Origin of the sequence: Streptomyces spinosisporus, from assembly GCF_022698145.1 — a bacterium.
In the GTDB taxonomy this organism is placed as follows: Bacteria; Actinomycetota; Actinomycetes; order Streptomycetales; family Streptomycetaceae; genus Streptomyces; species Streptomyces spinosisporus.
This window is the reverse complement of the sequence record NZ_JALDAX010000007.1, coordinates 91,576-117,342: the sequence shown is the minus strand read 5'-3', so window position 1 is coordinate 117,342 and position 25,767 is coordinate 91,576. Positions and strand designations below refer to the sequence as shown.

The following is a 25,767-nucleotide window of genomic DNA, read 5'->3' as shown; positions in this document are numbered from 1 at the left end:
CACTGGTCTCCTCTCCCCCGGGCGCTCGGCCCACACGGTCCGTGCTGCCCGGGCCAAGATTACTGAGCCGATGACCGAGCCTCACCGCTGGACATTTCTGCAAGCCGTGGCCGCCAACCCATTGACGTCAGACCATTGCACCTTCAGCATGGGTGCGCATAACCACATGGTGAGTCTATAACTCACCACCACACACTGGAGGGCCCGTGAAGGACGTCTCGGTTGCCACCAGGCTCGATCGCCTGCCCATCACCCGCATGCATCTCATGGCCGTCCTCGTGGTCGGCCTGGGCATTTTCTTCGATCTTTACGAGGTGTTCCTCGCAGGAACGGTCAGCACCGCGCTCAAGGACGACTTCCAGGTCGGTGCGGACCAGCTCAAACCGCTGCTGGCCTCCGCCTTCGTCGGCGCCTTCATCGGCGCGGTCGTCATGTCCCGTATCGCCGACCGCCTCGGCCGGCGCAGGGCCTTCTATCTCACGCTGGCCGTCTACTCCGTCTTCTCAGTCCTCGCAGCGTTCAGTCCGAATGTCGAGATGCTGATCGTCTGCCGCTTCCTGGCCGGTCTCGGCATCGGCGGCGAGCTGCCCCTGTGCGACGCCTACCTCTCGGACCTGCTGCCCGCACGCCACCGCGGGCGGCTCATCGGCTGGGCGTACACGGTCGGCTTCTGCGGAGTGCCGCTCGCGGGCTTCCTCGCGCTGGGCATCGTGCCGCACACGTATCTGGGTGTGGACGGATGGCGCTGGATGTTCCTCATCGGCGGACTCGGTGCGGCGCTGTGCTGGGTCCTGCGTCGCGGGCTGCCGGAGTCGCCGCGCTGGCTGGAGGCGGTGGGGCGGCACGAGGAGGCCGACCGCGTCGTGCGCATCTTCGAGGAGTCGGCCCACCGCAACACCGCCGGCGCCACGAGCCCGGTCGTCCCGGCCGCCGAGGCGACGGCGACGGCACCGGAGAAGGCCCCGCTGCGGCAGCTGGTCCAGCCGCCCTGGCGGTCCCGCTCGGTGATGCTGGTGATCTTCCAGATCCTCCAGGTCTTCGGCTACTACGGCTTCGGCACCCTGGCCCCGCTGGTGCTGGCCGGCAAGGGCTACGACATCGTGCACAGCCTGACCTTCAGCGCCCTGTCCTTCGTGGGCTACCCCATCGGTTCCCTGCTGTCGGTGTTCGTCATCGAGCGGATCGAGCGCAAGACGCTGATCATGCTGTCCGCCTTCGGCATGCTCGCCTTCGGCCTCGGCTTCGGCTACGCCCACAACACCGCGATGATCGTCGTCTTCGGCTTCTGCTACACCCTGGTGAGCAACCTCTTCTCCAACGCGTACCACGTGTACCAGGGCGAGCTCTTCCCCACCCGGCTGCGCGCCACGGGCGCGGGCGGCGCCTACTCGCTCAGCCGCCTCGCCTCGGCGGTCATGCCGTACGTCCTGCTGCCGCTGCTGCTGAACCACGGCCCCGACGCGGTCTTCGTCTTCATCGCCTGCGCCATGGCGGCGGTCATCGTCACCATCGGCCTCCTCGGCCCGCGGACGACCGGCCGGTCGCTGGAGGAGCTCACCGCTCCGGGGCTCGCGACCGCCCCGGGCGCCGGGGTCCCGGTGGACGCCGCGGCAGGCGAGCCGAAGGGGGGCACATGGTAGCGTCGTAGCGTCCGTATACAAGCTGTATGCGATGTCTGGGGGTTGCCGTGGCGTCGGGTCGCGAGAAGGCGTACGCGTATCTCAAGGACACGGTGCTGTCGGACCCCGGGATGCAGGGGGCGTTCCTGTCGGAGCAGGACCTCGCCGACCGGATCGGCGTCTCCCGCACGCCCATCCGGGAGGCGCTGCTGCAGCTCGCGGCCGAGGACCTGGTCGAGCTGGTGCCCAAGCGGGGGGCCCGGGTGGCACCGCTGACGGGGCGCGAGATCCGCGAGCTGATGGAGCTGCGCGGCATCGTCGAGCGGTACGCCGCCGAGCAGCTGGTCGCCGCCGGACGCGCGCCGGTGGCGGAGCTGCGCTCGCTGCTGGAGCGGCAGCGCGGGCTCACCGGTGCCGACCAGGCGCGGGAGTTCATCGCCGTGGACCACGGCTTCCACTCGGCCCTGGTCTCCGCCGTCGGCAACACCCTCCTGGACCGCCACTACGACGGACTGCGCAGCCGCCAGGTCCGCGCCGGCGTGGTCGCCCTGTTCAACCAGCAGGGCCGGCAGGAAGCCGTGCTCCAGGAGCACGAGGCCATCCTCGACGCCCTGGCCGCCGGCGACGCCCGGGCAGCCTGCGCCGCCATCGACCACCACCTGGAGTCGACCCTGAAGGTGCTGCTGGCGGGGTAGCCCGTCCCGGCGCAGGCGGCCTGTTGTCGGGGCGGCGTCGGTCGTTCTCACCGTGCCGATGTCGCTGCTGCTCATGGGCCTGCCGCACGGTCGGCACACGGCGGCGTCCTGGGACGACATCGGTCTGCGCTTCTCCGTGGCCGCCCGTCGCCTCGTCCCGGGCGCAGCCGTCACGCACGTCGTGATCCAGCTCCGCACCCGCGAGCGCGCCCGACCGCGCGATGGTCCGCATCGCTGACGGGACCGGCGGCCCTGGGGAGCCGGCGGCCGGTCAGGGATAGGTGATCACGAGCATGGTCACGCCGGTTTCGGTGGTCCAGGGGCCGTGTGGCATGTTCGGTGGGCGGCAGGCGTACATGCCTGTGGTGAAGGTTTGGTTCAGGGTCAGGTCGTGGAGGGTGCCCTCGACGAGGTAGACCTCCTCCCAGAAGTCGTGGCGGGCCACGCCCTGGTCCGAGGTGTCGGTGCCGGGTGCCCAGCGGACGAGCGCGGTGCGGCAGCCGCGCTCGGGGTCCTCGGCGAGGACGCGCTCCTCGACGCCGGGTCCGGCGGCCGGTGGGGCGGTCCACGGTGCGTCGGGGAGGTGGAACTCCAGCTCGGGCTTGCTCATCGCCACAACTCCGGGCGCCGGTTGGCCAGTACGGACGTCTTCTGCCGTACGGCGGCGACCTCGTCGACGTCCAGGTCGGCCACCAGCAGATCGGGCTCGGCACCCAGCGCGTGCCGGACCGTGCCGTCGGGTCCGACGACACGGCTGTGCCCGATTCCGGTCGGCGCGGCACCCGGCTCGCCCCCGGGCTCGGCCTGGCCGACGGCGGCGAGCCACACGGTCGCGTCCAGCGCCCGGGCCCGCACCAGCAGCTCCCACTGCTCCACCTTCCCGGGCCCGGCGCCCCAGGACGCGGCGAGCAGGGTGCCGACGGCTCCGGCGTCGGCGTGCGCCCGGAACAGCTCCGGGAAGCGGACGTCGTAGCAGGTGGCCAGGCCCAGCCGTACGCCGTCCACGTCGATCAGCGTCGGCGCCGAGCCCGCCGCGACGCTGTCGGACTCGCGGTAGCCGAAGGCGTCGTAGAGATGGATCTTGTCGTACGACGCCTCGACGCCGGGCCCGGTGGCCAGCAGGGTGTTGGCCACCCTGCCGCCGGGAGCCGGGGTGAACATGCCGGCCACGACCACCGTGCCGGTGTCCCGTGCGATCCGCCGCACCCCCTCGGTCCAGGGGCCGTCCAGCGGCTCGGCGAGCGGGGCCAGGGGCGTGCCGAAGCAGGCCATCGACGCCTCCGGGAAGACGACGACGCGGGCTCCGTCGGCTGCCGCGCGGTGGGTCCATTCCTCCAGGAGCCGGAGGTTCTTGCCGGGGTCGGGGCCGGTGGTGAGCTGGCTCAGGGCGATCCGCATGGCGCGGTTCCTCCTCGGAGGTTCGGGGGGTCGGGAGCTAAGGGTCAGTGCGTGCGGGTGGCGTCCACCGCGGTGCGCGCCTTCGGCGCGGCGAGTGCGACGTCCTCGTCCACGGCCGCTTCGGGGTCGCGGCCGAGGCACACCCCGGCGAGGGAGACGGCCGAGGCGACGGCGATGTACGCAGCCAGCGGCACCCAGGTGCCGTAGACGCTCAGCAGGGTGGTGAACAGCAGCGGGGCGACGGCTCCGCCGATGATCCCGGCCAGGGTGTACGCGAGGGAGGAGCCGGTGTAGCGCAGCCGGGGCGAGAACTGCTCCGCGATGAAGGCGGCCTGCGGTCCGTACAGACAGCAGTGGATCACGAGGCCGACGACCACACCGGCGGCGAGCGGCAGCCAGCTGCCGCCGCCGATCATCGGGAAGAACACGAAGGGCCACACGGCGGAGGCCACGGCCGCGCCGCCGTACAGCACACGGCGGTTGACGCGGTCGGAGAGGGCACCGGCGAGCGGCATCAGGAAGACCTGGAGGGTGGAGCCGATGAGGACGGCCGCGAGGGCGGAGCCGCGCGACATGCCGAGCTCCTTGGTGGCGTACGTCAGGACGAAGACGGTGAACATGGCGTACAGCACGTCGGGGCCGACGCGGCAGAGGATCGCGGCGAGCAGGGCGCGGGGCTGGGTGGTGAGGACCTCGCGGATCGGCGCCTCGGGGCGGGAGTGCTCGGCCTCCATCGCCTTGAACACCGGGGTCTCCTCCAGCTTCGCCCGCACCCACAGCCCGAACGCGACCAGGGCGCCGGAGAGCAGGAAGGCCACGCGCCAGCCCCAGGACTCGAACTGCGCCTCGGTGAGCAGGGCGCCGAGGGCGGCCAGGACGCCGTTGGCCAGCAGGTTTCCGGCGGGCGGGCCGACCTGGGCGGCGGAGGCGTAGAAGCCGCGGCGGCGCGGGTCCCCGAACTCGCTGGAGAGCAGGACGGCGCCGCCCCACTCGCCGCCGACGCCCACGCCCTGGGCGAAGCGCAGCACGACCAGGGCGATCGGGGCGGCGACGCCCACCGTCGAGTACGCGGGCAGGACGCCGATCAGGAAGGTGGCCGCGCCGATGAGGACGAGCGTGGCCATCAGCACCCTCTTGCGGCCGATGACGTCGCCGAGGCGGCCGAAGACGAAGCCGCCCAGCGGGCGGGAGACATAGCCGACCGCGTAGGTGGAGAACGCCAGCAGCGTGCCGGTGAGCGGGTCCTCGGAGGGGAAGAACAGGTCGCCGAAGACCAGGGCGGCCGCGGCGGAGTAGACGGCGAAGTCGTACCACTCCAGCGCGGTTCCGGTCAGGCTCGCGACGAACGCCCGGCGGACGCCGGAGTGCCGGGCGGACGCTGTGAGGTCGTCCTTCGGGGTGCGGGGCATGGTTCCCATCCTTGCTCAGAGACATCGACCTTCCGGCATACTTCTTGTATACAGGTCGTATGCGCAACCCCTGCGCCAGGACTTTCACCGTGGACCCGATCTCTGGGAGTGCCCTCATGGCCGTGCTGACCTTCGAACTGCCCGACGGATCGACGCGTGAGGTCGACGTCGTCCAGGTCCTCAACGCCGGGTACGCCGGCCGCAGCCAGGAGGACGTCGCCGCGCATGTCGCGGAGCTCGCCGAGCTGGGCGTGCCGGGCCCTTCGGTGACGCCGGCCCTCTACCCCGTCTCCCCCTACCTCGCGCAGCAGACCGACCGGGTCCAGGCGCAGCACGGGCGCACGTCAGGGGAGGCCGAGTGGGCCCTGATCGTCGCGGACGGCGGGGAGCTGCTGCTGACGGCCGCCTGCGACCACACCGACCGCGATCTGGAGGTGCACGGCGTGGCCTGGAGCAAGAACGCCGGCCCGGACGTGCTCGCCCGTCGCGCCTGGCGCCTGGCCGACGTGGAGTCCCGGGTCGACGAGCTCACCCTGCGCGCCTGGGTCACCCACGGCGACACGCGCACCGAGATCCAGCACGGCACCCTCGCCGAACTCCTCACGCCCGCCTACTGGGTCGACGTCCTGCGCTCCCGCGACGGGCTCGTCCCGGGTACCGTCCTGATCTCCGGGACGATCCCGATGGCCCCCGGCGTCGACCAGTTCGCCGACGGCTGGACGGTGGAGCTGGGCGACCCCGCCACCGGGGACACCATCCGCCTCGACTACGCCGTCCGGCCCATGCCGGCACCCATCGGCTGACGTGACGGCGGCCCCGTTCCGGCATGGATCGAACGTATTGAGTTCATCTATGGAATGTGGGCCGGATTGGCATTGGACGTCATGACATCGGGCGGCCATCATCGCTGCATGGCGGCCGTCGACGCGGCAAGGGCGGCCGGCATCCCTGCACGACTGCGCTGATCCGACCAGGCCAGATCCGAAAAGAGGGAGTCGCCAGCCATGTCACTCGCCCGCGTCCACAACTTCGCCATCTCGCTCGACGGTTTCGGCACCGGTGAGGGCCAGAGCCGGGAAGCGCCGTTCGGCCACGCCGGCGAAAGGCTGCACGAGTGGATGTTCAAGACCCGGTTCTGGTACGACATGATCGGCAAGTCCGGTGGGAACGCCGGCGTCGACGACGCCTTCGCGCGGCAGTTCGATGCCGGGGTCGGCGCCGAGATCATGGGCGCCGGGAAGTACGGCTTCCCCGGGTGGCACGAGGACCCGGAGTGGAAGGGCTGGTGGGGCCCCAACCCACCGTTCCACACACCGACGTTCATCCTCACGCACCATCCGCGCCCGGCGATCGAGATGGAGGGCGGCACGACGTTCCACTTCCTCGACGCCTCGCCGGCCGAGGCGCTCGAAGCGGCCCGCAAGGCCGCGGACGGACAGGACGTGCGCATCGGCGGAGGGGCCACGGTGATCCGTGAGTTCCTCGCCGCCCGGCTCATCGACCACATGCACGTCGTGGTGGTCCCGCTCCTGCTCGGCCGCGGCGTACGCCTCTGGGACGAACTGGAGGACCTGGAGAAGGACTACGACATCGAGGCCGTCTCCTCGCCCAGCGGGGTCACGCATCTGACGTTCACCCGCACGGGCGGCTGAATCGCGCCTACTGTGTGCGGCCGCGGTCGAGGGCCGCGACCTCGCGTACGGCCTCGGCGACCGCCCGGAAGTCCTTCTTCAGGATCGCCCCGTGGTTGCTGGCGACCTTCGCACTCACCTTGATGTGCGGATTGCGGGCGGTGACCGCGTCGAGGCCGGTGCGGATCCGTTCCTGCTCGTCGCCGCGGCTTCCCAGGGACGTCCCCGAAGCGACCACGTAGCGCACCGGGACGGTGATCCCGTCGAGCACGGGCCCCAGTTCACGCTCGCTGGAGAGCCTGCCGAGCTCGATGTTGCTGTCCGCCATCTGGTCGGCGTTCATGCGCGGGGTCAGGCCCGTCGGGCGCAGCAGCGGCAGGAACGGGCCCCACTGCCGGAACTGCTTGCGGATCCGCTGCTCCATCGCCTCGTCGAGCCAGTCGTACGGGAACGCACCGTCGACCAGGACCGCGCCCAGGGCACGCTCCGGGTTCCGGCGGGCCCAGTGCGCCCCGACGACCGCTCCGTAGGACCAGCCGACCAGCAGCGCCCGGTCCACGCCCCGGGCCGCGAGGACGGCGTCGACGTCCCGGACGGCGGCCTCGAAGGAGTAGTCCGCCGAACGCTTCGACTTCCTGCCGCGCGCCCGCTCGTCGTAGGTGATGTGCCGCCAGCCGGGGCCCAGTTCGGCGATGACCCGCCGCCAGTAACCCTGCGTGGCGAACTGGCCGTTGAGGTAGACGACGGGGATGCCGGGACCGCCGGTGTCGGTGACGGCCAGGGCCGTGTCGTCGACCGTCACCATGCCGGTCCAGGTCGCGCCGGCCGAGCCCTGGGACGGGCTGCTGTGGGGAGTGCTGTGCTGCGTCATGTCCAACTCCTTCAGAGGCTGCGGGCGGTGATGTCACCGCGGGTGGTGGTGGCGCGGATGTCGAGTACGGCGGTGCCGTCGTTCTTGAGCGCGTTGCTGACGCGGCCGTGGCCGGTGTCGGCGTCCAGGGCGGCGGAGACTCCGGCCGCGGCGCCGACGCTGATGTCGCCGTGCCGGGTGGACAGCACGACCGTGCCGCGCACGGCCTCGGTGATCCGGATGTCGCCCCGTGCGGTGGTGATCTCCGCGGGGCCGCCCAGCCGTCCGACCTCGACCGCGCCGTCGACCGCGCCGAGGCGGACGCTCGCGGCCTCGTCGATCTTGATCCTGCGGTAGGCACCGTCGAAGACGACATCACCGAGACGGCCGACACCGCGCAGCTCGGACCCGGCGGACCTGCCCTCCACGCGGGACCCTGCGGGCAGTTGAACGGTGACCTCCACCGACCCGGAGGGGCCGAGGAGCCGGTTCTCGGGCTCGGCGACGACCACCCGCAGGACTCCGTCGGCGTAGCCGACCGTGGCTTTCTGGGCGGGCAGCACCTCGACCGTGGTGTCGGCACGGTCGGCGGCGATGAACTGGACACGCCCGGCGGGGATGTCCAGTACGGCGGTGATCGGCTTGGGAGTGTCGAACCTCTGCATCGTGGTCTCCTGTGCTCGCTCGCTGTTTCTGACACAGGAAACGCTACGTTGCTTTCCATGGACTGGCAACAATGTTGTTGCACCGCACGAAAATCACTGCAGCTCAGATAAGCGAAAGTGTTGCAACGGTCCTGACCGTAATGCAACGAGGGCAAGTGCGTCCATTGCAATGAGGTGAGAGTGAACGCTATGGTGGCGGCCCAGGACCAGTCATCACGCAGGAGCACCGAGGAGACCGCGATGCCGGGAGGCAGGCTCACCCAGTCCGAACGTCGGCAGATCGCGCTGGGGTTGGCCGACAGCCTTCCCTACGCCGAGATCGCCCGGCGCCTGGGCCGTCCGACCTCGACGGTCACGCGGGAGGTGATGCGCAACGGCGGCCCCACCGCCTACCGAGCCGACCTGGCCCACCGGGCCACCGAGCGCCGCGCCCAACGGCGCAGACCCGCCTCCTCCCGGGCTGCGAAGCACCTCCCCCAGTCGCACGGGCGCGACGTCGAGGCCGTGGCCGACTACGAAGAGGCCCTGACCACCGTGCTGATGGCCTCGGGACTGCCCAAGATGGCCGCCGGGGTGCTGACCTGTCTGTTCATCACCGACACCGGCTGCCTCACCGCGTCGCAACTCGCCCAGCACCTCCAGGTCAGCCCGGCGTCCGTCTCCAAGGCGATCGCCTTTCTGGAGAGCCAGAGTCTGGTACGCCGGGAGCGCGACGAACGCCGCCGCGACCGCTACATCGTCGACGACGAACTCTTCTACCAGGCGACGATCGCCAGCGCCCGCGCCAACGACCAGCTCGTGGAAACCGCACGCCGGGGCGTCGCCGTCCTCGGCCCCCACACCCCGGCCGCCCACCGCCTGGAGAACATCGCCCGCTTCCTCGACTTCATCAGCGAGAGCATCACCCGCGCCGCCGAACAGGCCCGCGAGGTCCTTCATACGAAGCCCGCAGCGACGCCCGCGGACGGGCAGTAGGGGGACGGGGGGTGAGATCCCGGGGGCTCACCAGGCAGGTGCCCGGGCCGTAGCCGGTGCCGTAGTCGTCGAGGCCGGTGGTGGTGAGGGTTTCCAGCGTGGTCCGGGCTACCGCGGCGGTGGTCGTGCCGAGCGTGCGCAGGAGGGTGCGGCCGCGCCTGCTCATGCGGTGCCCCGGCTGCCGCGCCGGTGACCCGTCAGGCCGAGGCGTTTGAGGGCGTACTTGTCCAGGCCGGTGAGGATGCCGTTCAGGGCGAGGGTCATCGCGACCAGGACGATGAGGCCGGCGAACTCCGTGGGGGCGTCCAGATTGGTGGCGGCGGTGAACAGTTCGTGGCCCACTCCCCCGGTGGAGGCGATGAACTCCCCGCCGATCACACCCAGGATGGCCAGCGGACCGCCCGTCTTGAGCGCCGCGAAGAAGGGAGCGGCCAGGGTCGGGATGGTGACGTAGCTCAGGACGTGGTGGCGGCGGCCGCCCATCACCTGGACGATCTCCACCAACTCCCGCTCCCGCAGCCGTAGTCCGAGGTAGACGTTGTAGAAGACGACGAACGCCACACCGGCCGCCGCGATGGTGATCTTCGACCAGACGCCGATGCCGAAGAACAGCAGGAACAGGGGTGCCAGCGCGATCTTCGGGATGCCGTTCACGGCGGCGATCAGCGGCTCGACCACCCGGCCGAGCAGTGGCAGGGAGCCCAGCACCAGGCCCATGACGGTGCCGATCCCGACGCCGATCGCGAACCCGGCGACGACCTCGGTCGCCGTCGTCTCGATGTCCGTCCACCCCTTGGCCGACCCGAGCAGCTGCCACAGGGCGTGCGAGACGTCGGTCGGCCTGCTGACGGCGTACTCGGGCAGCACCGGTCCGCTCAGCACCTGCCACAGGACCAGCGCCAGCGCGATCACCCCGATGCGCAGCAGCACGACGAGCGCGGTCTCCCGCCAGGCGCTGTTCCTGCCGCGTGACGCGGGCGGCGGAGTCTTCGTCCTGTTCCGCGCGCCGCTTGTGGTGGCAGTCGTCATTGAGTGCTCCTTCAAGTCCGCTGAATACGACATCGCCGGCCGGCTCACGGCAGGTACTTGTTGGTCCAGTCCTCGGGGGTCACCTTCGCGCCGGCGGGCAGCGTTCCCAGGCTGTGCAGGAAGGTGAGGGTCTTCTTCCAGCCCGCGGCGTCCATCGAGTCGTCCTCGGGCCAGTCGGCCTGCCGCAGGCTGCGCTGTACGACGTCGTCCGGCATGCCCTTGAGCAGTTTCCTGGCCGCCTTCAGCACCGTCCTGTCGTTGCTGTCCTTGAGGTGTTCGTGCATGTACGCGGTCGCCTGCTGGACCGCGGTGGCGAACTTCCGGACGATGTCGGGGTGTTCGGAGGCGTAGTTCTTCCGGGTCACCACGATCTGGCCGTAGCCGGCTTCGGCGGCGGACCACGCGGGGACCTTGAAGGGGTCGGCGACCAGCACGCCGTCCCCGTCGCTCTGGATCTGCAGCGGGATCGGTTCGGAGGTCACGAACCAGTCGATCTTGTTGCTCTTCAGGGCGGCCTTGTCCGCGGCAGGGCTCGGCAGTGTCACCCACGTGATCTTCTTGTCGGCGTCGACGCCCTGGGCGTTGAGGAAGACCGCCGCCTCGGCCCTGGTGTTGGCCGAGCTGGCGCCGCCGGTCGAGCCGGCCAGTGCCTTGGCCACCTGGGCGGCCGGGGTCTTCTCCGTCAGGTGGTGGGCGCGGGCGAACTCCTCGCCGACGACGAGACCGAGCGGGTTGCCCAGGCCGTCGGTGCCGACCGCGATCTGCGGGAGTCCCTTGGCGTGCGAGGTGACGAATCCGGTGGGGCTCGAGTCGAAGAACTCCACCGAGTTCGACTGGAGGGCGGCCGGACCGATCGACGCGGTCAGCGTCACGAACTTCAGCTTCAGGCCCTGCTTGCGGAAGTAGCCGTTCTGGTCGGCCACCATCAGCGGGGTGTCGAAGACGCTGCCTCCGCCGCCGACCGTGACGACGGTCAGTCCGTCCGCGGTGGTGGTCAGGGCGTCGCTGCTGCAGGCGGTCAGCAGTGCGGAGGTGAGGATCGCCGCCGAGGTCAGGGCGAGGAGCTTGCGGTGGGCGTGTGTCATCCGAGTGCTCCCGTCACCATGCCTGCTGCGTAAGGAAGAAGCGCTGCCAGAAGTCGAGCCGGGCCGGGTCCGCGAGCGGGACGGGAGCGAAGCCGCCGCCGAGTTCCATGACCGAGGGTGTGTCGGCGGACCAGGCCGGCCAGTGCGGCAGATCGGGGCCGTTGGGGTCGCCGGTGGCCACGAAGTTGGCCCAGTAGCCGCTCATGGTCTCCGCCACGGCGCGGTCCTCCTCGCTCCAACTGCCGTGTTCGGGATGGAGGTTGCCGAAGACGAAGTCGATCTCCGAGCCGTGCGAGGCGCGCGGCGGGTCCTGTCCCATCACCGGGGAGGGGTGGGTCCAGAAGTACGTGTGCACGGACCGGCCGGCATGGGCGGTCCAGTCCCTGGCCCACAGCCAGGTGGAGATCCTGGCGTTGTCGCGCACCGCGGCGCAGTGGGCGCGTCCGGCCTCGTCGTCGGTGTGTGCCGGGTAGAGCCGCAGGAACTCCTCCGCCATCGCCCCGAACTTCTCGTGCGCGGCGTTGACGAAGGCCTCCCGCGTGACATGGACGGGCGGGGCGCCCGGCCGCCAGGTCCTGCGGCCCGCCGTCCGGTAGATCGCGAAGGTGCTCTCGGGCACCGCACCGCTCTCGTCGAGGTTGTTGCCCGCGAGGTAGAACACGTCGTTCTGCAGGCCCTGGGCGTAGGTCTGCTCGTAGCCGTCGGGGATGACCCAGCCGTCGACGACCGGCCGGAACAGCGGCGGTTTCGCCGGGCCTCCGGTGTCGGCCTCGCTGTCGACGGCCGAGGCGTTGCCCTCGACGAGCCTCGGCCACGGCAGCGACCGAAGCCGCCGGAGCGTCCGGGCCCCGCGTTCGGCCGCGTACCGGGCACCGGCGCTCTCGGCGTCGGCCGGCGTGCGGTAGGAGGAGGCCAGGAACCGCAGTTCCGGGTCGCGGCAGTGCCGGGCGTGGCTCTGCGCGACCGCGCGGTGGAAGAGGTCCTTGGCCAGCGGTGACATGGCCAGGAAGTTGACCGATCCGGCGCCGGCCGACTGACCGGCGATGGTGATCCGGTCGGGGTCGCCGCCGAAGCCGGCGATGTTGCGCCGCACCCATTCCAGTGCCGCGATCTGGTCGAGCAGCCCGTAGTTGCCGGAGGCGTGGTGCGCGGACTCGGCGCTCAGCTCCGGGGTGGCCAGGAAACCCAGGGCGCCCAGGCGGTAGTTGAAGGTGACCACGACGACGCCCTTGCGGGCCAGCGCCTCGCCGTCGTAGCGCAGGTGCGCGCCCGTTCCGACGCGGAAGCCGCCGCCGTGGATCCACACCAGCACCGGACGCGGCCGCTCGTCGTCGGCGCCCGCCCCCGTCCACACGTTGAGGTACAGGCAGTCCTCGCTCATGGGCAGGTCGAGCCCGGCCAGCTCGGGTCCCGGCGCCTGGGGTGCCACCGGTCCGAAGGTGTCCGCCCTGCGCACCCCGGGCCAGGGCTCCGGGGGCTGTGGTGGCCGCCAGCGCAGCTCCCCGACCGGGGGTGCGGCGTAGGGGATGCCGCGGAAGACGGTGACCGACCGGTCCCGTCCCGGTATGCCCTCCACCGAGCCCGACTCGGTCTTCACTGGCTGGAGCATGCTGTCTCTTTCTGCTGGGCGGCGGGCGGTTCGTCAGTGGGACGAGGCCTCGCCGGCGGGGTCGGTGGGCTCCTGCTGCGTCCGCAGCAGCAGTGCCTGCCTCGCCGAGGCGACGTGGTGGTGCATGGCGGCGGTGGCCGCCTGGGGGTTGCGCGTGATGATCGCCAGGAGGATCGCCTGGTGCTCCTCCAGCGAGCCGGCGCGCGGGTGCGGTGCGGAGAGGTTGCGGTACTGGCGCATCACGAGGGGGTACAGCAGGGTGTCGTAGGCCCGCGCCAGGGTGTGCTGGTGCGCGGCCTCCTTGATCTGCTGGTGGAAGCGGCGGTTGCCCTGGGAGTAGCCCGCCTGGTCCCCGCGCGTCTTGCAGTCCTCCATCGCCTCCAGCGTGCGGCGCAGTTCGGCGATCTCCTCGTCGGTGGCGCGCTCGGCGGCCTTGCCCGCCAGGGCGGACTCCAATGTCTCGCGCGCCTCCAGGATGTCGGCGGCCTCCTCCGCGGTGAAGCTGCGGGTCCGCACGCCGCGGTTGACCTCGCTGGTGACGTAGCCCTCCTGGGCCAGCCGGACCAGGACCGCCCGCATGGTGCTGCGCGAGACGTTGAACATTCTGGTCAGGTCGGCCTCGGTCAGCCGTGTGCCCGGTGCGATGCTCCCGGACAGCAGCAGGGAGCGCAGCCCGTCGTACGCCTGGCTCTGACGGGTGGCCGCCGTGCGGCCCGCGTCCGTCTCGTCGAAGCCATTGGAATCCACCGTGATCACTCCGTGGGTCTGCTGGGAGGGGACAACTGCTGGCGGGAGTATCGCCGACGCGCGGCGGATCCCCGCATCGGCGGGACCGCCGTGGCCGCAGCGTCAGTCACGGCCGCCGGCCAGTCCGGGGTACAGGCGTCGGGCCGTACCCGCGAAGATCTCCTCCCGGTCCCGTTCCGGCAGTACGGCGAGGACGTCCCGGGCCAGCGCGAGCAGCTCCGGCAGGGACTGCTCGGCCGCCGGAAGGTTCGAGCCCCAGGCGATCCGTCCGGCGCCGAACGCCTCGACGACCGGCCGGAGGAATTCACCCGCCTGCTCGCCCGCGTCCCGCAGCCGTTCGAGGTTGCGGTGGGTGAGCTTGAGGTGCAGGCCGGGGTGTACGCCGAGCGCGGCCACCTCGGCTCCGGCCCGGGCGGGCGATGCCGCGATGTCGGGATAGCCGATGTGGTCCAGGAGCACCTTGACGCCCGGGAAGCGTTCCAGCAGTTCCACCAGTTGCCCGGTGGCGGAGCCGAGCCGCATCTGCAGACAGACGGGCAGGTCCAGTTCGGCGGCCTGCTCCCAGAAGGGGAATGTCTCCGGCGCGACGAACCACTCGCCCTGGACGGGGACCGTGCTGCCGCTGGTGAACAGCCGCACCCCGGACAGTCCGCCCTCGCCGACCGCGGCCTTCAGCGAGGCGGCGGCGTCCGGGCGCAGCGGGTCGACGGTGCCGACGGCGACGAACCGGTCCGGTCGGCGCCGGCAGCTGTCGAGGACGTAGGAGTTGTCGTAGCCGTAGTTGGTGGTGGCCTGGACCAGGACGGCCTGGGCGATGCCCGTCTCGTCCATGCGGGCGACCATGCCCTCGGCGGTGACCGGCCGCTTCGCGGCCCACTCGGACTGCTTGCCCCCGATCGGGGCCGGGGGGTATGCGGTCGGGTCGTCGGAGATGATGTGGCAGTGTGCGTCGACGACGTCCACGGTGAAGCGCCCTTTCTTTTCGGTGACTTGGGTGCGGGCCGGCTCAGGCGTCCGGGTAGTCGCCGGCGGCGAACAGGGACGGCAGGTCGGTGGGGAAGGCGGCGTCCAGCAGGCCCTGGTCCTTGGCGAAGCGCACCATCGCGTCCAGGCTCGCCTCGTTGGACTTGATGCCGTACGGCACGGGGTCGGTGCCGAGCTGCTGTGCCTGGCGGGCGAGGCGCGGGGTCGCGGACCAGTCGGGCCGGGCGGCGAGGTGGCGGCGCTTGCTCTCGGCGAAGGCCTCGTAGAGCCTGGTCGGCAGGTCGGGGTCGCGTGCCACGAGTTCGGAGCGCACCGAGACCAGGGAGTGCAGCGGGTAGATGCCGGTGCGCAGATAGTGGTCCACGGCGAGGGTGTCGCCGTCCGGGAAGAGCGGGTAGGGGCCGTCGTCGCCGGCGGGCTCGGTCTCGGCGGTGGCCGACCAGCCGGCCCGGGGGGCGCCCGCGCGTCCGGTGCCGGCGTTGCCGGTCAGGGCGGCGTCGATCTCCCCGGCACGCAGCAGTTCGCCCAAGGAGCGGCCGTCGGTGACGCGCTCGACGTTGGAGGGGACGCGGCCCTCGATGTGGTCGTCGTCGTCGACCACCCAGGTGATCGTGTCGATGTCGACGCCGTACTCGTCGCGCAGGACGCCCCGCACCCATACGCCGGTGCTCACCGAGTACGCCCGCACGCCGATCCGGCGTCCCTCCAGGTCCCGCGGCACGCGGATGCCGGAGTGGGCGGCGCACTGGACGTCGCCGTGGTGGAAGCGGCGGTTGAGGAAGACCGGCACCGCGGTCAGTTCGATGCCTTCCTGGCGGGCCATCAGGTAGGAGACCGGGGCCAGTTCGCACACGTCGAATTCCAAGTCGCGGATCATCCGGCGGTAGGCGCCGATGACGGGCCTGACCTCCACCGGCTCGACGACGTGGTCCGCGATCTCGACGTCCGCGTCCAAAAGGGGCTGGGCGTGCGGATAGTCGCCGAGAACCACCGTGAGCTTGTTCATGCGTTGTCTCTCCTCGTTCGTGCTGGGGGTCGGGCGGTCGGTGGGCCGCAGCGTCAGCCGCCGAGCCGGGCCGGTGGCACGCCGAGCGCCGTGCAGGACCGCTCGACCAGCTCGTCGTAGTCCACGGCCCGCGGGATGACGCCCTGTTCCAGGGCGTAGGCGGCGGCCTTGGTGAACGCGCCGCGCAGGGCCTCGAAGCCGACGGGGTGCAGGGGCACCGGGCCCGGTTCGGCCTGTGCGGCGAGCACCGAGCGCAGGGCGTCGTAGGCGGCGAGGACGGCTGCGGGGTGTTCCGCGGCGGCGCGCTCGGAGATGCCGACCACGTGGTTGACGGGGATGAACCCCTGCGCCTGCGACCAGAGTTCGGCGGTCTGCCGGGCGTCGTCGACGGCGGTGCGGATGCGGTCGTCGGCGGGCAGTTCGTTGCCCATGATCGCGAAGTCCAGGCGGCCTTCGAGGAAGTCGGTCTGCAACTTGGCGCCCTCGGGGGCGCGTCGCACCCAGTCCGGGTCGGCGGCGCCGTCGACGTGGCTGCCCTCGTACGTCGTCCAGTCGGCCTTGCGCAGGTCGACGCCGTACTGCTCGGTGAGGAAGCCGCGCATCCACACGCCGGTGGTCTGGCTCCAGGAGCGGACTCCGACGCTGTGTCCTGGTACGTCGGCGACCGACAGGCCGGTGAGGGTCACCAGGGTCTGGTGCTGGTGGCGTCCGAGGGTGGTGACGGGGAGCAGCAGGACCGGCTTGCCGTGGGCGACGGCCTGGAGGACGGTCACGATCGCCACCTCGCACAGGTCCGCGGCGGAGTCGTTCACGAAACCGCGGGAGGCCTTGTGCACCGGCTTGATGGCGAGCCGCTCCGGTTCCGTGCCCGTCTCGCGGACGGCCGTCGCCGCGGCTGCCGCGAGATCGTCACGGCCGAGCACCAACTTCATATCTCTGTCTCCTTGTTCATGGTTCAGCGGGAGGTCACCGGGAGTTCACGGGGTCACCGGGAGTGCACGGCTTCATGGGGACGGCCCCTGTGGTGCCGCTCGTGGTGCTGCCGCAGCAGGTCGACGCCGTAGTCCCCGGCGTTGGGGGTGCGGACGACGGTGTGGATGTGGCGGCGCGAGGGGTGGTCGTTGTCGAAGATCACGCCGGGCATGTGCTCGAACTCGACGAGGATCACCGGGCTGTGCAGGCGGTAGTAGAAGGTGCCGTCGGGGTCCCCGATCCAGGCGAAGTGGGTGTCGCCCTCGTGGGCCAGCACCTCGTCCATGCGGACGCGGGCGTGGTGGTCGCCGGCCCGGTTCACGTACAGGGCGAGGAGGTTGAGCGCGTTCTCGCGCTGCGTCGGCGACATCCGGCTCAGCGGGAGCCCTTGGTGGTCGAGCTCACCGTTGTCGCGGAAGGCGCCGACGAACAGCTCCGGCGGCATGGTGTCGGCGATCACCGCCTGCTCCCGTCGGCGGGGGTCGAGATCGGTGAACAGCTCCTGCCCCAGGGCCTCTTCGCGGCGGAAGGCCACGGTCCCGGCGTACTTGCCCGCCCCGGCGGCCACCGGTTCGGCGCCGAGGAAGGACGGGGTGAGGACCATCTGGTCGCCGACGAAGACGCAGTTGACGTTGACGTGGTGGCCGTCGAGCTGCCATCCCCACGGGCCGCCGTTCTCGGGCTCGCCGTACAGGGAGAACCAGTACAGCCACTCGTTGAGCCCGTCGGTGTCGCCGCTGAGTTCGCCGACGGTGAGGTTGAGGTGCATCAGGTCGACGATCTGGTCGTAGCCCTGGGTGCTGAGGCTTGCGCGGATGACGGCCATGGCCCGGGCGCGCCGGTCCTCGTCGAGCTCCTCCAGGCAGATGCCGTGGCGCAGGAAGTAGCGGGCGCCGTTGTTCCAGTGGCGCCAGCTGACGTCGTCGACGGCGAACCGGCCCTCGGCGAGCTGCTGCGGGGTGAGGCCCGCGAGGTAGTCCTCCGCCGCGCGGTACACCGGGCGGACGTCCGCGCCGGTGCTGCGCAGCGGGAACAGGCCCTGCTTGAGGCCGGTCGAGGTGTGCACTCCCCGGAAGGGCTCGTCGGCCGCCTTCACCCGCCAGGCGACCTTCTCGAGCAGATCGGGTGTCCAGACCTCCGGCCTGCGCGTGGGCGCGTTGCCCCGCTTTCGCAGCGCCACCATCGACGCTTCTCCTTTCCACGTTCCTTCACGGATGCGGCTCATGGGTGCGGCGGCGGGCGGGCCGACCGCGCCGCACGCCTGCCTCCTCATGTGTCGAGGAAGGCCGTCTTCTCCTCGATCGCCGTGACGTCCACCGGCTCGCGGATCAGGCCCTGTTCGAGGGCGTACCGTGCGCCGATCTCCAGGCAGGCGGTCAGGGAGTCGCTCCAGCCGGCCGCGACGGCACGTCCGGCGGGCGAGTCGTCGCGTTCGCCGGCGGTGGCCTCGATGGCCTGTGCGAGAGCCCGGTGGACGGCGCGCACGGCATCCGGTGCCCTGTGCAGGACGTCGTCGCGTACGACCAGCAGATGGTTGGCCGGGACGGTGCCGTGCCGCTCGGTCCAGGCGAGGCCCGCGGCCTCGGCGTCCGGTACGAGCGGGACCAGGCCGGCGCCCTGTCCGCCGACCGCCTTCGGGCCGAGCACGGCCGCGCTGACGTCGTGCGAGCGCAGCAGGTCCACGACCCGTCCGGCCTGCGACCGCTCCACGTACGAGGGGTTGACGTACTGGGCGACATGGACGTCCTCGGTGGTCACCCAGGTGACGTCGGACGCCTTGACGCCGTACTCCTCCTGCAGCCAGCCGCGCACCCACAGGCCGGTGGTCTGGCCGTACGCGCGCACTCCCACACGCCGGCCGACGAGGTCGCCGGGGGCGATCCGCGGCGACTCGGGCAGCCGGGTCAGCGCCCGGTGGTGGGTGCTGCCCACCAGGACCACCGGCAGCAGGGTGACGGGCACGCCCGCCTCGCGGGCCTGGAGGTAGGTGGCCAGCGGCATCTCGCAGATGTCGTAGGCGAGTTCGCGGACCATCCGGGCGAAGGCCGGGGGCAGCGGGGTCGATTCGGGGTAGCGGCACTCCACCCCCTCCACGGGGACGGTTCCGTCCTTCAGGGCCCGGGTGTGGGGGTGGTTGCCCAGCATCACCGTCAGCGGTGTCGTCGTGTCTCCCGTGGCGCTCACACGTCCTCCCCGTACTGGATGCGGCGGTAGGGGGTGCTGAGCACCTCGCGGGTGATGCGGACGTCGATGACGGTCGGCCGCGGGGAGCGCACGTACTCCGCGAGCGCGTCGCGCAACTCCTGCGGGGTGCGGACGGTGGCTCCGCCGCCGCCCAACGCCTGGGCGACTCGGCCCAGTTCGGGGGTGGTGATGGTCGCGAGGTCGGGGTCCAGGCCCTTCGCCTTCGCCTTGTGGTATTCGGCGCCCAGGCCCTGGTCGTTCATCACCACGACCAGCAGCGGGACGTCGTAGCGGACCGCCGTCTCGAACTCGGACAGGTGCATGAGGAAGCTGGCGTCGCCCTCGACGACGAAGCCGGGCCGGTTGCCTCGGGCGATCATCTGGCCCAGGGCGATCAGCGGGGCTTGGCCGATGGCGCCGAACATGCCGTAGTTGGAGAGGACTTCGCGGGAGCGCTGGAAGAGCATGGTGCCGAAGTCGGTCTGGTGTCCGCTGCCGAGGACCAGGCTCATCTCGCCGGGGAGTTCCCGGTCGAGGATCCAGATGGCCTCGCGCGGGTCGATCAGTCCGGGCTCGCGCACGTACTCCGCGGGCGGCTCGCGCCGGGCCGTCAGATGGTGCAGGACGGCGTCGGTGTGGAAGCCCTCCAGGCGGACGGACCGTTCGTCGAGGGCCCGGGTCAGCTCCGTGAGGGCCGTGACCGCATCGGACTGCAGATAGCAGTCGGCGGCCCTGCCGTTGCCCATCACCAGGTGCGGGGCGGTGTCGATCTGGACGTACGCGGCCTCGGGATAGAGGTAGCCGCTCTCGATCGTGTAGTGGTTCAGGCTGGCGCCCACCGCGATCACACAGTCGGCCTCCTGCAGCAGTTCCATGGAGGGCTTGTCGCCGAACAGGCCCGACAGTCCGACGTGGAAGTCGGTGCGGTCGCACAGCCAGTTCTTCGCCTGCAGGGTGGTGGCCAGCAGGGCGCCCGTACGTTCCTGCAGCGCGAGGATCTGCTCGCCGGCGTCCGCCCTGCGGGCACCGCGGCCCGCGATGATCACCACGCGCTTGGCGTTCCGGATCAGTTCGCAGGCGGCCTCGACCCGGTCCGGGTCGGGGAGCATCCGCGGCGGCGAGATCAGGTCCGTGGACGGCGCGAAGTCCTCGTCGTAGTCGTCCAGTTCGGCGAGCTGGACGTCGACGGGCGCGCTGATCATGACCGGCTTCGACTCGGTCCGCGCCAGGTAGAAGGCGCGCCGTACGGCCTCCTGGGCGGCCTCGGGCCGGGACACATGGATGAACTCGCACTCGATCGCGGCGGCGAAGCGGCGCTGGTCGAGGTACTGCACCGCGCCGTCGTCACCCAGCGGCACCTCGCCGCAGAACGCGACGAGGGGGGTACGGGCCCGGGCGGCGACGATCATGGACGTGGCGAGCTGCGAGACGCCGGGGCCGCTGGTGGTGGTGACGACGCCCGGCCGGCCGGCGCCGCGGGCCCAGCCGTCCGCCATGCCGAGGCCGGAGCCCTCGTGCCGCACCTCGTACAGGCGCACCCCCCGGTCGGCGAGCGCGGCCATCCAGTGCATGTTGGCGTCGCCCATCATGCCGAAGACATCGCTGGTGCCTTCCCGGACGAACGCTTCGGCGAGTGCTTCGTAGACCTTCACTTCTGGTGCTCCTTCACCTGTGCCGCGGCCGCACGGGACTTGAGGACTCCTTCGAGCCGTGCGAAGACACGCAGCGCGTTGCCCCCGAAGACCGCCTGCCGGTCGGCTTCGCTCAGGCCGTCGAGGGAGTCGATCGTGTACTTGGTGTCGTCGAACCGCCGCCCGGTCTCCGGGTCCACGCTGCGGACGGCGCCGATCATCTCCGAGGCGAACAGGACGTTCCGTGCGGGAAGGACGTCGAGCAGCAGCTGCATGCCGCGCCGGTGGTAGACGCAGGTGTCGAAGTGGACGTTGGGCAGGATCGACTCCTCCAGCGGCGGCCGGCCCTGGTCCTGCATGACGCCTCGGTAGCGGCCCCAGTGGTAGGGGACGGCGCCGCCGCCGTGCGGCAGGATCAGCTTCAGCGTCGGGAAGTCCTTGAACAGGTCCGACATGCACAGCTGCATGAACGCCGCGGTGTCGCCGGCCAGATAGTGGGCGCAGGTGCCCTGCATCGCCGGGTTCCTCGACATCGCGACGTGGATCATCGCGGGGACGTCGAGCTCGACCATCTTCTCGTACAGGGGGTAGTAGACCCGGTCGGTCAGCGGTGGTGCCTGGTAGTAGCCGTCGGAGGGGTCGGGGTTGAGCAGGCAGCCGACGAAGCCCAACTCCTCTACGCAGCGCTCCAGTTCGGCGACGGAGTTGCGTACGGAGACAGCGAGCGCGTCGCCCGGCGACTGCGGGAGCTGGCACACGCCGACGAACCGCTCGGGGAAGAGGCCGCACACCCGGGAGATCAGGTCGTTGCTGACGCGGGACCAGTCCAGGCTGGTCCGCTCGTCGCCGTAGTGGTGGGCCATCTTGCCCGCGCCCGGCGAGAACAGCGTCAGGTCGGTGCCGCGCTCCGTCTGCAGCTTGAGCTGGCCGTTCTCGATGGCGCTGCGGATCTCGTCGTCGCCGATGTGCAGTTCGTCGGGTGAGATGCGCGCGCCGGACTCCTCGAAGGCGCGGATCTGCCGGGTACGCCACTCCCCCAGCGCGGGCGGCGCCGTGGTGAAGTGGCCGTGGCAGTCGATGATCATGGATTACTCCGAAACTCGCGCGTCGCGGCCGGTCAGTTCCCGGCCCTTCTCCAGGCCGGGGTAGCTGCGCACCGGGGCCGACATCAGGAACCGGTAGCCGTCGTCGAGCACGCGCTTGACGTTGTCCGCGGTCACATGGGGGTGCCCGACGGCGACCCCGCGTTCGCCGCAGATGTCGAGGATGCGCCGCTTGCACTCAAGGACGCGCGGGTGCTCGTACTGGCGGGGCACGCCCAGCTCCTGGCTCATGTCGCCCTCGCCGATGAGGATCAGGCCGATGCCCGGCACCCGGTCGAGGATGTCCGGCAGGTTCTCGATGCCGAGCTGGTCCTCGATCATCAGGCCGACGAGGATCTCGCCGTCCTCGGCGAGCGGCCATACGTCGGCCCGGGCGTAGTACTCGGTGTTCGGGACGCCCCAGTAGCGGGTCGCCGCGTGCGGGCCGTCGCCGCGCAGCCCGGGCGGCTCGTACAGCGGGGCGTCGGGCAGCCGCGGGTAGCGGCAGGCGGCGACGGCGTTGCGGGCCTCCTCCACCGTGGAGATGTGCGGCCAGATGATGCCGAACGCGCCGAGATCGAGGGCCTGTTTGGCGTGCCACTGCGCCTTCTCCGCGCCGTTGGCGGGGATGCGCACCAGCGGGGTGACGTCGGGTGCGAGGCTGTCCGCGCCGAAGATCCGGCGCCGGTTGAGCAGGTACTGGAAGCTGTCGCGCAGGGCGTTGATGTCCCAGGGCTTGTGCTCCATCTCGAACACCACGGCGTCGTAGTCCGAGGTGCTGAGCTCGGTCGCGGCGGCCGGGTCCGCGGCCGAGAACGTCGCGAAGACGTGCCTGCCCTCGGCCAGCGTGCCGATCACCTTGTTGAGCCTGGGCGTTGTCATCGTCGGCCTCCCTGGCGGAGTGCTTCGTCGGACGGGTGGAGCGTGCGGGCCGCCGGCTGCGGCGCACTGCCCTGGCGGCGCGCCCGGCGCCGGGACCACCACGCACGCAGGCGGGCGAGCAGACCGGCCGGCCGGGGCGGGGCGGGCCGTGACCCGGCGGGCGCTGCGGGTACGGCGGGTACGGCGGGTGCGGCGGCGGACCCGGCGGAGGCCTCGGCCGAGGGCGCCTTCTGCGGCTCGGTCGGGCCGGCGCAGAGCTTGACGAGTTCGTCGGTGAACTCCTTGGTCATCCGGGAGACCACCACTCCGGCTCCCGACTCGATCAACTTGGCGAGTTTGCCGTTGAGTTGGATCTCGCCGTCGCACGAGACGAGTGAGGTGCCGGGTGTCTCGCCCGGGACGACCCGGAAGGTGGCGTGGGCGCTGAAGCGGGTGGCGCCCTGTCCGTCCTTGCCGCGGGCCGAGAGACGTCCCTCCCGTGCGGGCTCGTCGAGGTCCAGTGAGACGCGGGCGGCGAACTTGACCCGGATACCGCCGAATCTGATGGCCAGCGTGCCGTCGAAGGACCCGTCGTCGTGCGACGGCCCGAGTTCGGCGCCGCCGATGCACGACACGACGTCCGAGGGGTTGGAGATGACCTCCCAGACACGCTCGGGCGGACTGGGTACGGCGATCTCTTCCGTGATCGATATCAAGACAGGGACCTCATTCGGCGGTGCTCATGGCGTCGTGGAAGTCGTGGAAATCCTGGGAGGTCAGGCGGCGGCTCCCTTGCGTTCGGCGGCGAACAGGCTCCACAGGTCGTTGTGGAGTTCGGAGAACGCGCGCGACTCGACGAGCGAGCCGATCCGCCGGGGCCGTTCGAAGGGGACGGGGATGGTGCGGCGGACGGTGCCGGGGCCCTTCGACATCACCACCACCTCGTCGGCGAGGTAGATCGCCTCGTTCAGGTCGTGAGTGACGAAGATCAGGGTGCCGTTCTGCTCCCGCCAGATGTTGAGCAGTTCCTGCTGCAACTCCAGCCGGGTGATGGCGTCCAGTGGGCCGAAGGGCTCGTCCATCAGCACGATCGAGGGGTCGTAGATCAGGGCCCGCGCGATGGCGCAGCGCTTCTGCATGCCGCCGGACAGCTCACGCGGGTAGTGGTTCTCGAACCCGGTCAGACCGACGAGTTCGACCCAGTGCGCGACGCGCTCCTCGCGCTCGTCCTTCGGCACGCTGCGGAACTTCAGCGCCAGCGCGATGTTCGCCTTCACGCTCAGCCAGGGCAGCAGATGGGACTGCTGGGTGACGTACGCGGCATCGGAGTTGACGCCCGTGACCGGCCGGCCTGCGTAGTGGACCTCGCCCCGGGTGGGGGTCAGCAGGCCCGCGGCCAGGTTGAGGATGGTGCTCTTCCCGCAGCCGCTCGGTCCGATCACGGCGACCACCTTGCCGCGGTCGACCTGGAGCGACACGTCCTCGATCGCCGGCCGGTGGCTCCCGGGGAACTCCAGGGTGACGTGCTCGAAGCGCAGGGCTTCGCCGGGTGGTTGGCGCTGGCTGGTCGACATATCCCTCTCCTCGGCCCTTCCGCCGGCGACGGGGCGGAAGGTCGTGCGCCGGCGCCGGTGGCGGCGCTCGTGGCGGCAGTGGCGGGTGCTCGGCTGGTGTGTGGACGGCGGCTCGCAGCTGGGCGCTCGGGCGCCTGAACCGCCGCTGTCGGTCTGCCGGTTCACTGGCTCGCAACGCCAGGCGTCCCAGACATTGTCCGACAACTGATGACGGGAACGTAACACCACGTTCGCGCACCGACAAGGACTGCGCAGGAAAAACCTGCACCCTCGCGATGACCCGGCACCACCAGGCTGCAGATTGTTGGACAAACGCTGGACCATCCACTACTACGGACCATGAGTGCCGGTTACGGGACCGCAGGTGGCTCCGAGTCCGGGCCGGGAACGGAGGACCAGGTGCAGCTACGAAGCCTTCGGCGCGGTGCGGCCGACGACAGTGGCGGGCGCCCGGGCACGTTCGCCTCGCTGCGGATCAGGAACTACCGGCTGTACGCACTGGGGCAGACCACATCGGTGGTCGGGAACTGGATGCAGAACATCGCGGTGGGCTGGCTGACCCTGCAGCTCACCCACAGCGGGACGCTGCTGGGCGTGGTGACCGGCACCCGCTATCTGCCCGTCCTGGTGCTGGGCGTCTGGGGCGGTCTGGTGGTGGACCGGCACGACACCCGGCGTCTGCTCACGCTCACCCAGTCGTGCTCCGCGGCCCTGGCGGCGCTGCTGACGGCGCTGTCGTGGGCGGGCGTCATGACGCTGCCGTTACTGCTGGTCCTGATGCTGGCGACGGGCCTGACCAATGTCTTCGACAATCCGGCCCGGCAGAGCCTGATCAGCGAGCTGGTGGACCGCGAGCACCTGCCCAACGCCATCGCCGTCAACTCGACCTTCGTCAACACGGCGAAGCTGGTCGGTCCGGGGCTGGCGGGTGTCGTCATCGCGGCCCTGGGGGTGACGCCCTGCTTCGCGCTGGACACGGTGTCCTTCGTCGCGGTGATCGCGAGCCTGCTGATGCTGCGCTCGGGGGAGATGTATCCCGCCGAGCGGGAGGAGCGGGCCGCCGGGCAGATACGCGCCGGCCTGGCCTACATCTGCCGCACCCCGCAGCTGCTGCGCCCGATGGCGATGGTCTATGTGACGGGCATGCTGACCTGGGAGTTCCCTGTGAGTCTGCCCCTGCTCACCACGTCAGGATTCGGTGCGGGCCCCGCGGCGTACGGGGCGGCGATGGCGTGCATGAGCGTGGGCGGGGTGATCGGCGGGTTCGCGGCGATGCGCCGAAGACGCCATCTGGGGACCCGCTCGCTGTCCTGGTCGGCGGTGATCTGGGGCGCCCTGATCTGCGCCGCCGCCCTGGCCCCGACGCTGCCGACGGCGCTGGTGATCCTGGTGTTCGTGGGGTCGGGCTCGATCACGTTCAACTCGTCGGCGAAGACGTTGATGCAGATGGAGGCCGTGCCGCAGATGCGGGGGCGGGTGATGTCGATCTGGTCGATCGGCTGGCTGGGCGGCACGGTGTTCGGCGCCCCGGCGGTGGGGGCGATCGGCGCGGCATGGGGAGCGCGCAGCGCGCTGCTGGTGGGCGGTCTGGCCGCGGCGGGGATCGGCCTGGCGGTGCTCGCCCGGTCACTGACCGACCGCACCCCGTAGGTCCGGGAGCGCCGGCCGGGCCGGCAGGGCCGCGACGACGGGTTCACGCCGCCCGCGACGAAGGACGCCGCACCAGCGATCAGCTCGTGTTGTCCAACAATCCGGCAGACC

The 25,767-nt window shown here is 71.0% G+C and carries 26 protein-coding genes; 7 read left to right on the top strand and 19 right to left on the bottom strand.

The genetic code is table 11. The features are described from left to right. Positions 1-206: 206 nt before the first annotated feature. Genes MQN93_RS19980 through MQN93_RS19970 form a run of 3 tightly spaced genes read left to right on the top strand, consistent with a single transcriptional unit; the run spans position 207 to position 2,552 of the window. Positions 207-1,640, top strand: coding sequence for an MFS transporter (locus tag MQN93_RS19980; RefSeq protein WP_242710611.1), 1,434 nt, complete (start codon positions 207-209; stop codon positions 1,638-1,640). A 47-nt stretch (positions 1,641-1,687) separates the two neighbouring features. Continuing rightward, a complete protein-coding gene (locus tag MQN93_RS19975) occupies positions 1,688-2,314 on the top strand; it encodes a GntR family transcriptional regulator (RefSeq protein ID WP_242710610.1) in 627 nt (208 codons plus the stop codon). Between the two features lie 58 nt (positions 2,315-2,372). Next, a complete protein-coding gene (locus MQN93_RS19970) occupies positions 2,373-2,552 on the top strand; it encodes a hypothetical protein (RefSeq protein ID WP_242710609.1) in 180 nt (59 codons plus the stop codon). 33 nt (positions 2,553-2,585) lie between these two features. Here the strand turns inward: MQN93_RS19970 and MQN93_RS19965 are convergent, their stop codons facing one another. The 3 genes from MQN93_RS19965 to MQN93_RS19955 are packed head-to-tail and all read right to left on the bottom strand — an operon-like array spanning position 2,586 to position 5,121. Further along, positions 2,586-2,924, bottom strand: coding sequence for a cupin domain-containing protein (locus MQN93_RS19965; RefSeq protein WP_242710608.1), 339 nt, complete (start codon positions 2,922-2,924; stop codon positions 2,586-2,588). After that, the gene (locus MQN93_RS19960) at positions 2,921-3,712 is read right to left on the bottom strand and encodes a carbon-nitrogen hydrolase family protein (RefSeq protein ID WP_242710607.1); all 792 of its coding nucleotides are present in this window, start codon (positions 3,710-3,712) and stop codon (positions 2,921-2,923) included. The genes MQN93_RS19965 and MQN93_RS19960 overlap by 4 nt, the downstream gene beginning before the upstream one ends. A gap of 44 nt (positions 3,713-3,756) precedes the next feature. Then, on the bottom strand, positions 3,757-5,121 hold the full coding sequence (locus tag MQN93_RS19955; protein WP_242710606.1) for an MFS transporter: 1,365 nt from the start codon (positions 5,119-5,121) through the stop codon (positions 3,757-3,759). A 116-nt stretch (positions 5,122-5,237) separates the two neighbouring features. On the opposite strand from MQN93_RS19955, the gene MQN93_RS19950 reads away from it, so the two are divergent. Continuing rightward, positions 5,238-5,924, top strand: a complete 687-nt coding sequence (locus MQN93_RS19950) for a DUF2848 domain-containing protein (RefSeq protein ID WP_242710605.1) — start codon at positions 5,238-5,240, stop codon at positions 5,922-5,924. Positions 5,925-6,125: 201 nt separating this feature from the next. After that, a complete protein-coding gene (locus tag MQN93_RS19945) occupies positions 6,126-6,773 on the top strand; it encodes a dihydrofolate reductase family protein (protein WP_016430968.1) in 648 nt (215 codons plus the stop codon). A gap of 7 nt (positions 6,774-6,780) precedes the next feature. On the opposite strand, the gene MQN93_RS19940 is transcribed toward MQN93_RS19945, so the two are convergent. Together MQN93_RS19940 and MQN93_RS19935 are read right to left on the bottom strand one after the other, a co-directional pair. Further along, a complete protein-coding gene (locus MQN93_RS19940) occupies positions 6,781-7,623 on the bottom strand; it encodes an alpha/beta fold hydrolase (protein ID WP_242710604.1) in 843 nt (280 codons plus the stop codon). An 11-nt stretch (positions 7,624-7,634) separates the two neighbouring features. Then, positions 7,635-8,267 (bottom strand): DUF4097 family beta strand repeat-containing protein, encoded by a 633-nt coding sequence (locus MQN93_RS19935; RefSeq protein WP_242710603.1) that lies wholly within the window; start codon positions 8,265-8,267, stop codon positions 7,635-7,637. Between the two features lie 240 nt (positions 8,268-8,507). On the opposite strand from MQN93_RS19935, the gene MQN93_RS19930 reads away from it, so the two are divergent. Then, positions 8,508-9,242, top strand: a complete 735-nt coding sequence (locus MQN93_RS19930) for a helix-turn-helix domain-containing protein (RefSeq protein WP_242710825.1) — start codon at positions 8,508-8,510, stop codon at positions 9,240-9,242. Positions 9,243-9,404: 162 nt separating this feature from the next. On the opposite strand, the gene MQN93_RS19925 is transcribed toward MQN93_RS19930, so the two are convergent. The 14 genes from MQN93_RS19925 to MQN93_RS19860 form a co-directional block, all read right to left on the bottom strand. Then, the gene (locus MQN93_RS19925; protein WP_242710602.1) at positions 9,405-10,271 is read right to left on the bottom strand and encodes an ABC transporter permease; all 867 of its coding nucleotides are present in this window, start codon (positions 10,269-10,271) and stop codon (positions 9,405-9,407) included. Between the two features lie 44 nt (positions 10,272-10,315). After that, positions 10,316-11,356, bottom strand: coding sequence for an ABC transporter substrate-binding protein (locus tag MQN93_RS19920; protein ID WP_242710601.1), 1,041 nt, complete (start codon positions 11,354-11,356; stop codon positions 10,316-10,318). 13 nt (positions 11,357-11,369) lie between these two features. Beyond that, positions 11,370-12,965, bottom strand: a complete 1,596-nt coding sequence (locus MQN93_RS19915; RefSeq protein ID WP_242710600.1) for a carboxylesterase/lipase family protein — start codon at positions 12,963-12,965, stop codon at positions 11,370-11,372. A gap of 33 nt (positions 12,966-12,998) precedes the next feature. Further along, the gene (locus MQN93_RS44225) at positions 12,999-13,712 is read right to left on the bottom strand and encodes a GntR family transcriptional regulator (RefSeq protein WP_016430976.1); all 714 of its coding nucleotides are present in this window, start codon (positions 13,710-13,712) and stop codon (positions 12,999-13,001) included. Between the two features lie 102 nt (positions 13,713-13,814). Next, on the bottom strand, positions 13,815-14,675 hold the full coding sequence (locus MQN93_RS19905; protein WP_242710599.1) for an amidohydrolase family protein: 861 nt from the start codon (positions 14,673-14,675) through the stop codon (positions 13,815-13,817). Between the two features lie 43 nt (positions 14,676-14,718). Then, positions 14,719-15,702, bottom strand: a complete 984-nt coding sequence (locus tag MQN93_RS19900; protein WP_242710598.1) for an ABC transporter substrate-binding protein — start codon at positions 15,700-15,702, stop codon at positions 14,719-14,721. A 53-nt stretch (positions 15,703-15,755) separates the two neighbouring features. Then, complete coding sequence (locus tag MQN93_RS19895) at positions 15,756-16,634, bottom strand: hypothetical protein (RefSeq protein WP_242710597.1); 879 nt, start codon at positions 16,632-16,634, stop codon at positions 15,756-15,758. A 53-nt stretch (positions 16,635-16,687) separates the two neighbouring features. Then, positions 16,688-17,857 carry a DUF3500 domain-containing protein gene (locus tag MQN93_RS19890; protein ID WP_242710596.1) on the bottom strand — a complete coding sequence of 390 codons (1,170 nt, stop codon included), beginning with the start codon at positions 17,855-17,857 and terminating at the stop codon, positions 16,688-16,690. 86 nt (positions 17,858-17,943) lie between these two features. Next, entirely contained in the window at positions 17,944-18,858 is a 915-nt protein-coding gene (locus tag MQN93_RS19885) for a substrate-binding domain-containing protein (RefSeq protein WP_016430981.1), read from the bottom strand. Beyond that, complete coding sequence (locus MQN93_RS44220) at positions 18,855-20,510, bottom strand: thiamine pyrophosphate-binding protein (RefSeq protein ID WP_242710595.1); 1,656 nt, start codon at positions 20,508-20,510, stop codon at positions 18,855-18,857. The genes MQN93_RS19885 and MQN93_RS44220 overlap by 4 nt, the downstream gene beginning before the upstream one ends. After that, positions 20,507-21,574, bottom strand: a complete 1,068-nt coding sequence (locus tag MQN93_RS19875) for an amidohydrolase family protein (protein ID WP_242710594.1) — start codon at positions 21,572-21,574, stop codon at positions 20,507-20,509. Before MQN93_RS19875 ends, MQN93_RS44220 begins: the two co-directional genes overlap by 4 nt. 3 nt (positions 21,575-21,577) lie before the next feature. Continuing rightward, positions 21,578-22,453 carry an HpcH/HpaI aldolase family protein gene (locus MQN93_RS19870; protein WP_016430984.1) on the bottom strand — a complete coding sequence of 292 codons (876 nt, stop codon included), beginning with the start codon at positions 22,451-22,453 and terminating at the stop codon, positions 21,578-21,580. Next, complete coding sequence (locus MQN93_RS19865) at positions 22,450-23,148, bottom strand: SRPBCC family protein (protein WP_242710593.1); 699 nt, start codon at positions 23,146-23,148, stop codon at positions 22,450-22,452. The genes MQN93_RS19870 and MQN93_RS19865 overlap by 4 nt, the downstream gene beginning before the upstream one ends. Positions 23,149-23,208: 60 nt before the next feature. Further along, entirely contained in the window at positions 23,209-24,006 is a 798-nt protein-coding gene (locus MQN93_RS19860) for an ABC transporter ATP-binding protein (RefSeq protein WP_242710592.1), read from the bottom strand. 399 nt (positions 24,007-24,405) lie between these two features. On the opposite strand from MQN93_RS19860, the gene MQN93_RS19855 reads away from it, so the two are divergent. Then, positions 24,406-25,656 (top strand): MFS transporter, encoded by a 1,251-nt coding sequence (locus MQN93_RS19855; RefSeq protein WP_242710591.1) that lies wholly within the window; start codon positions 24,406-24,408, stop codon positions 25,654-25,656. Positions 25,657-25,767 lie beyond the last annotated feature (111 nt).

What these genes read in the sequence shown, in the direction of transcription:
- MQN93_RS19970 (WP_242710609.1), top strand. Translation starts at nt 2,373, where the DNA reads ATGTCGCTGCTGCTCATGGGCCTGCCGCACGGTCGGCACACGGCGGCG.
- MQN93_RS19965 (WP_242710608.1), bottom strand. Translation starts at nt 2,924, where the DNA reads ATGAGCAAGCCCGAGCTGGAGTTCCACCTCCCCGACGCACCGTGGACC.
- MQN93_RS19960 (WP_242710607.1), bottom strand. Translation starts at nt 3,712, where the DNA reads ATGCGGATCGCCCTGAGCCAGCTCACCACCGGCCCCGACCCCGGCAAG.
- MQN93_RS19955 (WP_242710606.1), bottom strand. Translation starts at nt 5,121, where the DNA reads ATGCCCCGCACCCCGAAGGACGACCTCACAGCGTCCGCCCGGCACTCC.
- MQN93_RS19950 (WP_242710605.1), top strand. Translation starts at nt 5,238, where the DNA reads ATGGCCGTGCTGACCTTCGAACTGCCCGACGGATCGACGCGTGAGGTC.
- MQN93_RS19945 (WP_016430968.1), top strand. Translation starts at nt 6,126, where the DNA reads ATGTCACTCGCCCGCGTCCACAACTTCGCCATCTCGCTCGACGGTTTC.
- MQN93_RS19940 (WP_242710604.1), bottom strand. Translation starts at nt 7,623, where the DNA reads ATGACGCAGCACAGCACTCCCCACAGCAGCCCGTCCCAGGGCTCGGCC.
- MQN93_RS19935 (WP_242710603.1), bottom strand. Translation starts at nt 8,267, where the DNA reads ATGCAGAGGTTCGACACTCCCAAGCCGATCACCGCCGTACTGGACATC.
- MQN93_RS19930 (WP_242710825.1), top strand. Translation starts at nt 8,508, where the DNA reads ATGCCGGGAGGCAGGCTCACCCAGTCCGAACGTCGGCAGATCGCGCTG.
- MQN93_RS19925 (WP_242710602.1), bottom strand. Translation starts at nt 10,271, where the DNA reads ATGACGACTGCCACCACAAGCGGCGCGCGGAACAGGACGAAGACTCCG.
- MQN93_RS19920 (WP_242710601.1), bottom strand. Translation starts at nt 11,356, where the DNA reads ATGACACACGCCCACCGCAAGCTCCTCGCCCTGACCTCGGCGGCGATC.
- MQN93_RS19915 (WP_242710600.1), bottom strand. Translation starts at nt 12,965, where the DNA reads ATGCTCCAGCCAGTGAAGACCGAGTCGGGCTCGGTGGAGGGCATACCG.
- MQN93_RS19900 (WP_242710598.1), bottom strand. Translation starts at nt 15,702, where the DNA reads ATGAACAAGCTCACGGTGGTTCTCGGCGACTATCCGCACGCCCAGCCC.
- MQN93_RS19895 (WP_242710597.1), bottom strand. Translation starts at nt 16,634, where the DNA reads ATGAAGTTGGTGCTCGGCCGTGACGATCTCGCGGCAGCCGCGGCGACG.
- MQN93_RS19890 (WP_242710596.1), bottom strand. Translation starts at nt 17,857, where the DNA reads ATGGTGGCGCTGCGAAAGCGGGGCAACGCGCCCACGCGCAGGCCGGAG.
- MQN93_RS19875 (WP_242710594.1), bottom strand. Translation starts at nt 21,574, where the DNA reads ATGATCATCGACTGCCACGGCCACTTCACCACGGCGCCGCCCGCGCTG.
- MQN93_RS19870 (WP_016430984.1), bottom strand. Translation starts at nt 22,453, where the DNA reads ATGACAACGCCCAGGCTCAACAAGGTGATCGGCACGCTGGCCGAGGGC.
- MQN93_RS19860 (WP_242710592.1), bottom strand. Translation starts at nt 24,006, where the DNA reads ATGTCGACCAGCCAGCGCCAACCACCCGGCGAAGCCCTGCGCTTCGAG.